The 11,156-nt window shown below is 71.1% G+C and carries 9 protein-coding genes; 8 read left to right on the top strand and 1 reads right to left on the bottom strand.

Annotated elements, in window-relative coordinates; genetic code table 11:
* Positions 1 to 121: 121 nt before the first annotated feature.
* Positions 122 to 622, bottom strand: coding sequence for a transcriptional regulator BldD (gene bldD, locus ACQKM2_RS29100; protein ID WP_007263032.1), 501 nt, complete (start codon positions 620 to 622; stop codon positions 122 to 124).
* A gap of 249 nt (positions 623 to 871) precedes the next feature.
* Here bldD and pyrR point away from each other — a divergent pair, with 249 nt between their 5' ends.
* From pyrR to pyrF, 8 genes are all read left to right on the top strand, one after another.
* Entirely contained in the window at positions 872 to 1,459 is a 588-nt protein-coding gene (gene pyrR, locus ACQKM2_RS29095) for a bifunctional pyr operon transcriptional regulator/uracil phosphoribosyltransferase PyrR (protein WP_125594207.1), read from the top strand.
* A gap of 103 nt (positions 1,460 to 1,562) precedes the next feature.
* A complete protein-coding gene (locus ACQKM2_RS29090) occupies positions 1,563 to 2,552 on the top strand; it encodes an aspartate carbamoyltransferase catalytic subunit (protein ID WP_427714855.1) in 990 nt (329 codons plus the stop codon).
* A gap of 2 nt (positions 2,553 to 2,554) precedes the next feature.
* On the top strand, positions 2,555 to 3,841 hold the full coding sequence (locus ACQKM2_RS29085) for a dihydroorotase (protein ID WP_427714854.1): 1,287 nt from the start codon (positions 2,555 to 2,557) through the stop codon (positions 3,839 to 3,841).
* Positions 3,838 to 4,419 carry a hypothetical protein gene (locus tag ACQKM2_RS29080; protein ID WP_007263028.1) on the top strand — a complete coding sequence of 194 codons (582 nt, stop codon included), beginning with the start codon at positions 3,838 to 3,840 and terminating at the stop codon, positions 4,417 to 4,419. The genes ACQKM2_RS29085 and ACQKM2_RS29080 overlap by 4 nt, the downstream gene beginning before the upstream one ends.
* A complete protein-coding gene (gene carA, locus ACQKM2_RS29075) occupies positions 4,416 to 5,558 on the top strand; it encodes a glutamine-hydrolyzing carbamoyl-phosphate synthase small subunit (protein WP_427714852.1) in 1,143 nt (380 codons plus the stop codon). The genes ACQKM2_RS29080 and carA overlap by 4 nt, the downstream gene beginning before the upstream one ends.
* A complete protein-coding gene (gene carB, locus ACQKM2_RS29070; protein ID WP_427714850.1) occupies positions 5,551 to 8,859 on the top strand; it encodes a carbamoyl-phosphate synthase large subunit in 3,309 nt (1,102 codons plus the stop codon). The genes carA and carB overlap by 8 nt, the downstream gene beginning before the upstream one ends.
* Positions 8,860 to 8,946: 87 nt before the next feature.
* Positions 8,947 to 10,056: a quinone-dependent dihydroorotate dehydrogenase gene (locus ACQKM2_RS29065; protein WP_427714849.1), complete on the top strand. Its 1,110-nt coding sequence runs from the start codon at positions 8,947 to 8,949 to the stop codon at positions 10,054 to 10,056.
* Positions 10,053 to 10,895, top strand: coding sequence for an orotidine-5'-phosphate decarboxylase (gene pyrF / locus ACQKM2_RS29060; protein WP_007263024.1), 843 nt, complete (start codon positions 10,053 to 10,055; stop codon positions 10,893 to 10,895). Before ACQKM2_RS29065 ends, pyrF begins: the two co-directional genes overlap by 4 nt.
* Positions 10,896 to 11,156: the final 261 nt, after the last annotated feature.

Genomic DNA, 11,156 nt, shown 5'->3' with positions numbered 1-11,156 from the left:
CGGCCCACTCCCGCCAGTCGGCGAGGCTCTGCTCCAGTGCCCCGTACGGGTCGAGCCGGCGCCCTGGGGCGCCGGCACCCGCCGGTAACGTTTCTGCTGAGCCGGGACGGCTCTCCTGGGACTAGATGTCCTCGTGGGCCACCGCGCGGCGCGCGTCGGCGTCCAGGACGCCCCAGCTGATGAGCTGCTCGGTCAGGACCGAGGGGGACTGGTCGTAGATGACGGCCAGGGTGCGCAGGTCGTCCTGGCGGATCGACAGCACCTTGCCGTTGTAGTCGCCGCGCTGGCTCTGGATCGTCGCCGCGTAGCGCTGGAGCGGACCGGCCTTCTCGGCGGGGACGCCCGCCAGGCGCTCCAGGTCGAGGCGCAGCTTCGGCGGCGGCTCGGCCGCACCGCCGGGGGTCGTGCCCGGCAGCAGTTCCTGGACCGGAACCCCGTAGAAGTCCGCCAGCTCGGCGAGGCGCTGGACGGTCACGGCGCGGTCCCCGCGCTCGTAGGAACCGACCACCACGGCCTTCCAACGGCCCTGGGACTTCTCCTCGACACCGTGGAGGGAAAGGCCCTGCTGGGTGCGGATGGCGCGGAGCTTGGCCCCGAGCTGTTTGGCGTATTCGCTGGACATAACGCTCCCGGACGCTGTGACGCTGTGACTACATGGAGACCATGCGGCTCCGCCGCGCGGCTGGTAACTCACTGTGAGGTTACGCAGCGTTACTTGGATGCGTCAAGCCGAATGCTCTTCCACGCCCTCTTACGAGGGGCGCCGCCGGGCCCCGGTGCGGAGGTCCCCGCCCGCCCCTGGTACCGTGGGCGGCGTACATCAGACGTCCTTTAAGGTCCGTCCCGTGAGGCGGAGAAGGAGGTCCTTTTCATGGACAGCACGACTTCCCAGGTCTCGGCCGACGAGGAAATGCGCCCCGTTCTGGAGGCGCAGGACATCGCCCGGGTCCTGACGCGCATCGCCCACGAGATCGTCGAGCGCGCCAAGGGCGCCGACGACGTGGTGCTCCTCGGCATTCCCACCCGCGGTGTGTACCTGGCCCGCCGGCTGGCAGCCAAGCTGGAGGAGATCACCGGGACGAAGATCCCGGTCGGTTCCCTCGACATCACCATGTACCGCGACGACCTGCGCCTGAAGCCCGCCCGGGCGATCGGCCGCACAGAGATCCCCGGCGACGGCATCGACGGCCGCCTGGTGGTCCTCCTCGACGACGTCCTCTTCTCCGGCCGCACCATCCGCGCCGCCCTCGACGCGCTCGGCGACATCGGCCGCCCCCGCGCCGTCCAGCTCGCGGTCCTCGTCGACCGCGGCCACCGCGAACTCCCGATCCGCGCCGACTACGTGGGCAAGAACCTGCCCACCTCGCTGCGCGAGACCGTCAAGGTCCAGCTCCAGGAGGAGGACGGCCGCGACGCCGTGCTGCTCGGCCAGCGGACCGCCCAGGCAGCAGGACAGTAACCCCCGCGCGTACGGGCCCCCGCGGGGGCCCGTACCGGGGCCTGCCCTGCCCGCACACCCGTCAGCCCCGCCTGCCTGCCCTCCAGACTTACGGAGCACCCAGATGAAGCGCCACCTCATCTCGGCCGCCGACCTCACGCGCGACGACGCCGTCCTGATCCTCGACACCGCCGAGGAGATGGCCCGGGTCGCCGACCGGCCGATAAAGAAGCTGCCCACCCTGCGCGGCCTCACCATCTGCAACCTGTTCTTCGAGGACTCGACCCGTACCCGGATCTCCTTCGAAGCCGCCGAGAAGCGCCTCTCCGCCGACGTCATCAACTTCGCCGCCAAGGGCTCCAGCGTCTCCAAGGGCGAGTCCCTCAAGGACACCGCCCAGACCCTGGAGGCCATGGGCGTGGACGCCGTGGTCATCCGCCACCACGCCTCCGGCGCCCCCTACCGGCTCGCCACCTCCGGCTGGATCGACGCCCCGGTGATCAACGCCGGCGACGGCACCCACGAGCACCCCACGCAGGCACTGCTCGACGCCTTCACCATGCGCCGCCGCCTGGTCGGACGGGACGCCGGACTCGGCAAGGACCTGAACGGCCGCCGCATCACCATCGTCGGCGACGTCCTGCACAGCCGGGTCGCCCGCTCCAACGTCCAGCTGCTGCACACCCTCGGCGCCGAGGTCACCCTGGTGGCCCCGCCGACCCTGGTCCCGGTCGGCGTCGAGAACTGGCCCTGCGAGATCTCGTACAGCCTCGACGAGGTGCTGCCGAAGTCCGACGCGGTGATGATGCTGCGTGTGCAGCGGGAGCGGATGAACGCCGCCTTCTTCCCGACCGAGCGCGAGTACTCGCGCCGGTACGGCCTGGACGGCGCCCGCATGGCCAGGATGCCCGAGCACGCCATCGTGATGCACCCCGGCCCCATGGTCCGCGGCATGGAGATCACCGCCGAGGTCGCCGACTCCGACCGCTGCACGGTCGTCGAGCAGGTCGCCAACGGCGTCTCGATCCGCATGGCCGTCCTCTACCTGCTGCTCGGAGGCTCCGAGCCCGCCGTCACCACCCCCGCCGCCGCCCGTACCGAGGAGAACAAGTAACCATGAGCAAGATCCTTATCCGCGGCGCGAAGGTCCTCGGCGGCGACGTGCAGGACGTCCTGATCGACGGCGAGACCATCGCCGAGGTCGGCCGGAACCTGTCCGCCGAGGGCGCCCAGGTGATCGAGGCCGAGGGCCAGGTCCTCCTCCCGGGCCTCGTCGACCTCCACACCCACCTGCGCGAGCCCGGCCGCGAGGACTCCGAGACCGTCCTCACCGGCACCCGCGCCGCCGCCTCCGGCGGCTACACCGCCGTCTTCGCCATGGCCAACACCTTCCCGGTCGCCGACACCGCCGGCGTCGTCGAGCAGGTCTGGCGCCTGGGCAAGGAGTCCGGCTACTGCGACGTCCAGCCCATCGGCGCCGTCACCGTCGGCCTGGAGGGCAAGAAGCTCTCCGAGCTGGGCGCCATGCACGAGTCCGCCGCCCGCGTCACCGTCTTCTCCGACGACGGCAAGTGCGTGGACGACGCCGTGATCATGCGCCGCGCCCTGGAGTACGTGAAGGCCTTCGGCGGCGTCGTCGCCCAGCACGCCCAGGAGCCCCGCCTCACCGAGGGCGCCCAGATGAACGAGGGCATCGTCTCCGCGGAGCTGGGCCTGGGCGGCTGGCCGGCCGTCGCCGAGGAGTCGATCATCGCCCGCGACGTCCTCCTCGCCGAGCACGTCGGCTCCCGCGTGCACATCTGCCACCTCTCCACCGCCGGCTCCGTCGAGATCGTCCGCTGGGCCAAGTCCCGCGGCATCGACGTCACCGCCGAGGTCACCCCGCACCACCTGCTCCTCACCGACGAGCTCGTGCGCTCGTACAACCCGGTCTACAAGGTCAACCCGCCGCTGCGCACCGAGCGCGACGTGATGGCCCTGCGCGAGGCGCTCGCCGACGGCACGATCGACATCGTCGCCACCGACCACGCCCCGCACCCGCACGAGGACAAGGACTGCGAGTGGGCCGCCGCCGCCATGGGCATGGTGGGCCTGGAGACCGCGCTCTCCGTCGTCCAGCAGACGATGGTGGAGACCGGACTGCTCGACTGGGCCGGCGTCGCGGAGCGGATGTCGCACGCTCCGGCGCGCATCGGAAGCCTCGCCGGGCACGGCCGGCCCGTCTCGGCAGGTGAACCCGCGAACCTGACCTTGGTCGAGACCTCGTACCGTGGTGTCGTGGACCCCGCACACTTCGCCTCCCGCAGCCGCAACACGCCCTACGAGGGCCGCGAGCTGCCGGGTCGCGTCACTCACACCTTCCTGCGGGGCCGGGCAACGGTCGTGGACGGGAAACTGGCGTGACACCTGCAGTGATCCAACTGGCCGCCGAGGCCGCCGAACGACAGTCGGCGGAGGTGACGGACTGGGGCGCCCGCATCGCGTGGGTCATCGGTCTGCTCGTCTTCATCGCGTTCGTGTACTGGCTGATGCGGCAGGGCTGGAAATGGCGCGGCGCTCTGCAGAGTGATCTGCCCGAGCTGCCCGCCGCCCCCGGCGGTCTCCCCGAGCACCGGCTGGCCCTGACCGGCCGGTACCACGGGTCCACCACCGCCGGGCAGTGGCTCGACCGGATCGTCGCCCACGGGCTCGGAGTCCGCAGCCGGGTCGAGCTCACGCTCACCGACGCGGGCCTCGACGTGGTCCGTCCGGGGGCAACCGACTTCTTCGTACCGGCCGCGCAGCTGCGCGGCGCCCGCCTCGACAAGGGAATCGCGGGCAAGGTACTCACCGAGGGCGGTCTGCTCGTCGTCACATGGGCGCACGGCGACAAGCTGATCGACTCCGGATTCCGCTCCGACCGGGCCGCCGAACACGCGGCCTGGGTCGAGGCCATCAACTCCATGAACCAATCCATCACGACGGAAGGCGCCGAACGATGACGACCTCCACCAGGGGAGCAGCCAAAGCTCCCGCCGTACTCGTCCTGGAGGACGGCCGGATCTTCCGCGGCCGCGCCTACGGCGCAGTGGGGGAGACCTTCGGCGAAGCCGTGTTCTCCACCGGCATGACCGGCTACCAGGAGACCCTCACCGACCCGTCGTACCACCGCCAGGTCGTCGTGATGACCGCCCCCCACGTGGGCAACACGGGCGTCAACGACGAGGACCCCGAGTCCTCCCGCATCTGGGTCTCCGGCTACGTCGTCCGCGACCCCGCCCGCATCCCCTCCAACTGGCGCTCGCAGCGCTCGCTGGACGAGGAGCTCGTCAAGCAGGGCGTCGTCGGCATCAGCGGCGTCGACACCCGCGCCCTGACGCGCCACCTGCGCGAGCGCGGCGCCATGCGCGTCGGCATCTTCTCCGGCGACGCCGTCGCCGACGACGCGGCCCTCCTGGCGAAGGTCCAGGCGCAGCCGCAGATGAAGGGCGCCAACCTCTCCGCCGAGGTCGCCACCAAGGAGGCGTACGTCGTCCCCGCGATCGGCGAGAAGAAGTTCACCGTCGCCGCCGTGGACCTCGGCATCAAGGGCATGACCCCGCACCGGATGGCCGAGCGCGGCATCGAGGTGCACGTGCTGCCGGCCACCGCCACCGTCGAAGACGTGTACGCGGTCAACCCCGACGGCGTGTTCTTCTCCAACGGCCCGGGCGACCCGGCCACCGCCGACGGCCCCGTCTCCGTCATGCAGGGCGTCCTCGCGCGCAAGACCCCGCTCTTCGGCATCTGCTTCGGCAACCAGATCCTGGGCCGCGCGCTCGGCTTCGGCACCTACAAGCTGAAGTACGGCCACCGCGGCATCAACCAGCCGGTCCAGGACCGCACCACGGGCAAGGTCGAGGTCACCGCGCACAACCACGGCTTCGCCGTCGACGCGCCCCTCGACAAGGTGTCCGAGACCCCCTACGGCCGCGCCGAGGTCTCGCACGTCTGCCTGAACGACAACGTCGTGGAAGGCCTCCAGCTGCTCGACCAGCCGGCCTTCTCCGTCCAGTACCACCCCGAGGCGGCCGCGGGCCCGCACGACGCCGCGTACCTCTTCGACCGCTTCGTATCCCTGATGGAGGCCGAGCGTGCCTAAGCGCACCGATATCCAGTCCGTCCTGGTCATCGGCTCCGGCCCGATCGTCATCGGCCAGGCCGCGGAGTTCGACTACTCCGGCACCCAGGCCTGCCGCATCCTCAAGGCCGAGGGCCTGCGGGTCATCCTGGTGAACTCCAACCCGGCGACGATCATGACCGACCCGGAGATCGCCGACGCCACGTACGTCGAGCCGATCACCCCCGAGTTCGTCGAGAAGATCATCGCCAAGGAGCGCCCCGACGCGCTCCTGCCGACCCTCGGCGGCCAGACCGCGCTCAACACCGCGATCTCCATGCACGAGCAGGGCGTGCTGGAGAAGTACGGCGTCGAGCTCATCGGCGCCAACGTCGAGGCCATCAACAAGGGCGAGGACCGCGACCTCTTCAAGGGCGTCGTCGAGGCCGTCAAGGGCAAGATCGGCTACGGCGAGTCCGCCCGCTCGGTCATCTGCCACTCGATGGACGACGTCATCCAGGGCGTCGACACCCTCGGCGGCTACCCCGTCGTCGTGCGCCCCTCCTTCACCATGGGCGGCGCCGGCTCCGGCTTCGCCCACGACGAGGAGGAGCTGCGCCGCATCGCCGGCCAGGGCCTGACGCTCTCCCCGACCACCGAGGTGCTCCTGGAGGAGTCCATCCTCGGCTGGAAGGAGTACGAGCTGGAGCTGATGCGCGACACCAAGGACAACGTGGTCGTCGTCTGCTCCATCGAGAACTTCGACCCGATGGGCGTGCACACCGGTGACTCGATCACCGTCGCCCCGGCGATGACCCTCACCGACCGCGAGTACCAGCGCCTGCGCGACATCGGCATCGCGATCATCCGCGAGGTCGGCGTCGACACCGGCGGCTGCAACATCCAGTTCGCGATCAACCCGGACGACGGCCGCGTCATCGTCATCGAGATGAACCCGCGCGTCTCCCGCTCCTCCGCGCTCGCCTCGAAGGCCACCGGCTTCCCGATCGCCAAGATCGCCGCCAAGCTGGCCATCGGCTACACGCTGGACGAGGTCCCGAACGACATCACCGAGAAGACGCCGGCCTCCTTCGAGCCGACCCTCGACTACGTCGTCGTCAAGGCCCCGCGCTTCGCCTTCGAGAAGTTCCCGGCCGCCGACGCCACCCTCACCACCACCATGAAGTCGGTGGGCGAGGCCATGGCCATCGGCCGCAACTTCACCGAGGCCCTCCAGAAGGCCCTGCGCTCCCTGGAGAAGAAGGGCTCCCAGTTCACCTTCGTCGGCGAGCCCGGCGACAAGGTAGAGCTGCTGGCCACCGCGGTCCGCCCGACCGACGGCCGCATCAACACCGTCATGCAGGCCATCCGCGCCGGCGCCACCCAGGAGGAGGTCTTCGAGTCCACGAAGATCGACCCCTGGTTCGTCGACCAGCTCTTCCTGATCAAGGAGATCGCGGACGAGCTCGCCGCCGCCGAGAAGCTCCACCCCGAGCTGCTCGCCGAGGCCAAGCGCCACGGCTTCTCCGACGCCCAGATCGCCGAGATCCGCGGCCTGCGCGAGGACGTCGTCCGCGAGGTCCGCCACGCCCTCGGCGTCCGCCCGGTCTACAAGACGGTCGACACCTGCGCCGCCGAGTTCGCCGCGAAGACCCCGTACTTCTACTCGTCCTACGACGAGGAGTCCGAGGTCGCCCCGCGCACCAAGCCCGCGGTGATCATCCTGGGCTCCGGCCCGAACCGCATCGGCCAGGGCATCGAGTTCGACTACTCCTGCGTCCACGCCTCCTTCGCCCTCAGCGACGCCGGCTACGAGACCGTGATGGTCAACTGCAACCCCGAGACCGTCTCGACGGACTACGACACCTCCGACCGCCTGTACTTCGAGCCGCTGACGCTGGAAGACGTGCTGGAGATCGTCCACGCCGAGTCGCTGGCCGGCCCCATCGCCGGTGTCGTCGTCCAGCTCGGCGGCCAGACCCCCCTCGGCCTCGCCCAGGCGCTCAAGGACAACGGCGTCCCCGTGGTCGGCACCTCCCCGGAGGCCATCCACGCCGCCGAGGACCGCGGCGCCTTCGGCCAGGTCCTCGCCGACGCCGGCCTGCCCGCGCCCAAGCACGGCACCGCCACCACCTTCGCGGGTGCGAAGGCGATCGCCGACGAGATCGGCTACCCGGTCCTCGTCCGCCCGTCCTACGTGCTCGGCGGCCGCGGCATGGAGATCGTCTACGACGAGACCCGCCTGGAGTCGTACATCGCGGAGTCCACGGAGATCTCCCCGACCCGCCCCGTGCTGGTCGACCGCTTCCTCGACGACGCGATCGAGATCGACGTCGACGCCCTCTACGACGGCTCCGAGCTCTACCTCGGCGGCGTCATGGAGCACATCGAGGAAGCCGGCATCCACTCCGGCGACTCGGCCTGCGCCCTGCCCCCGATCACCCTCGGCGGCTTCGACATCAAGCGCCTGCGCGCCTCCACCGAGGCCATCGCCAAGGGCGTCGGCGTCCGCGGCCTGATCAACATCCAGTTCGCGATGGCGGGCGACATCCTCTACGTCCTGGAGGCCAACCCGCGCGCCTCCCGGACCGTCCCCTTCACCTCGAAGGCGACCGCCGTCCCGCTCGCGAAGGCCGCCGCCCGCATCTCGCTCGGCGCCACCATCGCCGAGCTGCGCGCCGAGGGCATGCTGCCCAAGGAGGGCGACGGCGGCACCCTGCCGCTGGACGCGCCGATCTCCGTCAAGGAGGCCGTCATGCCGTGGTCGCGCTTCCGCGACATCCACGGCCGCGGCGTGGACACCGTCCTCGGCCCGGAGATGCGCTCCACCGGCGAGGTCATGGGCATCGACTCGGTCTTCGGCACGGCGTACGCCAAGTCGCAGGCCGGCGCCTACGGCCCGCTGCCGACCAAGGGCCGCGCGTTCATCTCCGTCGCCAACCGCGACAAGCGCTCGATGATCTTCCCGGCCCGCGAGCTCGTCGCCCACGGCTTCGAGCTGCTCGCCACCTCCGGCACCGCCGAGGTGCTGCGCCGCAACGGCATCAACGCCACCGTCGTGCGCAAGCTCAGCGAGGGCGAGGGCCCGGACGGCGAGAAGACCATCGTCCAGCTCATCCACGACGGCCAGGTCGACCTGATCGTCAACACCCCGTACGGCACCGGCGGCCGCCTCGACGGCTACGAGATCCGTACGGCCGCCGTGGCGCGCAGCGTCCCGTGCCTGACCACGGTCCAGGCGCTCGCCGCCGCCGTCCAGGGCATCGACGCGCTGGGCCGCGGCGACGTCGGAGTGCGCTCCCTCCAGGAGCACGCGGAGCACCTGAACGCCGCCCGCGACTAGCAGCCCGTGAGCGAGAGGGGGACACCGGACGCGCGAACCGCGCCGGGTGTCCCCCTCTTCGTGAGCGCAGAAGGGACTTTTCGGACGATGTACAAACTCTTCTTCAACCTGGTCTTCAAGCGGATGGACCCCGAGCGGGCGCACTACGCGGCCTTCCGGTGGATCCGCCTCGCCGCCCGCACCCCGGTGCTGCGCACCTTCGTCGCCGCCGCCCTGGCGCCCCGGTACGAGTCCCTGCGCACGGAGGCCCTCGGCCTGCGGATGCACGGCCCCTTCGGGCTCGCGGCCGGCTTCGACAAGAACGCCGTCGCCATCGACGGCATGGCGATGCTCGGCTTCGACCACGTCGAGATCGGCACCGTCACCGGCCAGGCGCAGCCCGGCAACCCCAAGAAGCGGCTCTTCCGCCTGGTCCCCGACCGGGCGCTGATCAACCGCATGGGCTTCAACAACGAGGGCTCGGCCGCCGTCGCCGACCGCCTGGCCGCCCGCAATCCCGTCTTCCGGACCGTCGTGGGCGTCAACATCGGCAAGACCAAGGTCGTGCCGGAGGCCGAGGCCGCCGCGGACTACGTGGTCTCCACCGAGCGCCTGGCCCGCCACGCCGACTACCTGGTCGTCAACGTCTCCTCGCCGAACACCCCGGGCCTGCGCAACCTCCAGGCCACGGAGTCCCTGCGGCCGCTGCTGACCGCCGTGCGCGAGGCCGCCGACCGCTCGGTCGCCGACCGCCGCGTCCCGCTGCTGGTCAAGATCGCCCCCGACCTGGCGGACGAGGACGTCGACGCGGTCGCCGACCTCGCCCTCGAACTGGGCCTGGACGGCATCATCGCCACCAACACCACCATCGCCCGCGAGGGCCTGGGCCTGAAGTCCGACCCGGCCCTGGTGAAGGAGACCGGCGGACTGTCCGGCGCCCCGGTCAAGGAGCGCTCCCTGGAGGTCCTGCGCCGCCTGTACGCGCGCGTCGGCGACCGCATCGTCCTGGTGGGCGTCGGCGGCATCGAGAACGCCGAGGACGCCTGGCAGCGCATCCTGGCGGGCGCCACGCTCGTCCAGGGCTACAGCGCCTTCATCTACGAGGGCCCGTTCTACGCCCGCGCCATCCACAAGGGCCTGGCCGCGCGCCTGGCCGCCAGCCCCTACGCGACCCTGGCCGAGGCCGTGGGCGCCGAGACCCGAAAGGCCGCGCCGTGAGCCCTGTGACCCCCTTCGGAACCCGTCTGCGCGCCGCCATGGACGCCCGGGGCCCGCTGTGCGTGGGGATCGACCCGCACGCCGCCCTGCTGGCCTCCTGGGGCCTGGCGGACGACATCGCCGGCCTGGAGCGGTTCTCCCGCACGGTGGTCGAGGCCCTGGCCGACTCCGTCGCCGTCTTCAAGCCGCAGGCCGCCTTCTTCGAGCGGTTCGGCTCCAAGGGCGTCGCGGTGCTGGAGCGGACCGTCGCGGACGCCCGCGCCGCCGGGACCCTGGTGGTCATGGACGCCAAGCGCGGTGACATCGGCTCCACGATGGCCGCGTACGCCTCGGCCTTCCTCGACCCGTCCTCCCCGCTGTTCTCGGACGCCCTGACGGTCTCCCCGTACCTGGGCTACGGCTCCCTGGCCCCGGCCGTGGAACTGGCCCGGGAATCGGGCGCCGGCCTCTTCGTCCTGGCCCTGACCTCCAACCCGGAGGGCGCGGAGGTCCAGCGCGCGGTCCGCGAGGACGGCCGCTCGATCGGCGCCACCATGCTGGCCCACCTGGCGGCGGAGAACGCGGGCGCCGAGCCCATGGGCTCCTTCGGCGCGGTGGTCGGTGCCACGCTGGGCGACCTGTCCTCCTTCGACCTGGACATCAACGGCCCGCTGCTGGCCCCCGGCATCGGCGCCCAGGGCGCGACCGCGGCCGACCTCCCGGCGGTCTTCGGCGCCGCGGTCGCCAACGTGGTCCCCAACGTCTCCCGGGGAGTCCTCAAGCACGGTCCGGACGCCGCCGCCCTGCGCGCCTCCGCGAAGCGCTTCGCCGACGAGGTGCGCGAGGCCGTCGCGGGCTGATCCGAGGGGCGCCGGAGCGGCGCGGGCACACGGGATCTCGAAAATCGAACGTCTTTCCCCGGACAAAACCGGGGTGATATGTCTGTGATGTACGGTTCAGTGGAGGCTGACCAGGACTTTTCGTCCGTTCTCGCTGACTGGAGCGGCCTTGGCCGCTAGTCTCCGACCAGAGTGAACGAGCAGCGAGCGAATTCCATCGCTGTTCGGGACCTCGCCCGGCGTGGTGCCCACGGGCTCCCCGCCGGTCCGTATCCGACAGTT

The sequence above is a fragment of the Streptomyces sp. NPDC004126 genome, from assembly GCF_050275515.1.
In the GTDB taxonomy this organism is placed as follows: domain Bacteria; phylum Actinomycetota; class Actinomycetes; order Streptomycetales; family Streptomycetaceae; genus Streptomyces.
This window is presented reverse-complemented; position numbering and strand designations above follow the sequence as displayed.

What these genes read in the sequence shown, in the direction of transcription:
- ACQKM2_RS29090 (WP_427714855.1), top strand. Translation starts at nt 1,563, where the DNA reads ATGAAGCGCCACCTCATCTCGGCCGCCGACCTCACGCGCGACGACGCC.
- ACQKM2_RS29065 (WP_427714849.1), top strand. Translation starts at nt 8,947, where the DNA reads ATGTACAAACTCTTCTTCAACCTGGTCTTCAAGCGGATGGACCCCGAG.
- ACQKM2_RS29085 (WP_427714854.1), top strand. Translation starts at nt 2,555, where the DNA reads ATGAGCAAGATCCTTATCCGCGGCGCGAAGGTCCTCGGCGGCGACGTG.
- carA (WP_427714852.1), top strand. Translation starts at nt 4,416, where the DNA reads ATGACGACCTCCACCAGGGGAGCAGCCAAAGCTCCCGCCGTACTCGTC.
- bldD (WP_007263032.1), bottom strand. Translation starts at nt 622, where the DNA reads ATGTCCAGCGAATACGCCAAACAGCTCGGGGCCAAGCTCCGCGCCATC.
- pyrR (WP_125594207.1), top strand. Translation starts at nt 872, where the DNA reads ATGGACAGCACGACTTCCCAGGTCTCGGCCGACGAGGAAATGCGCCCC.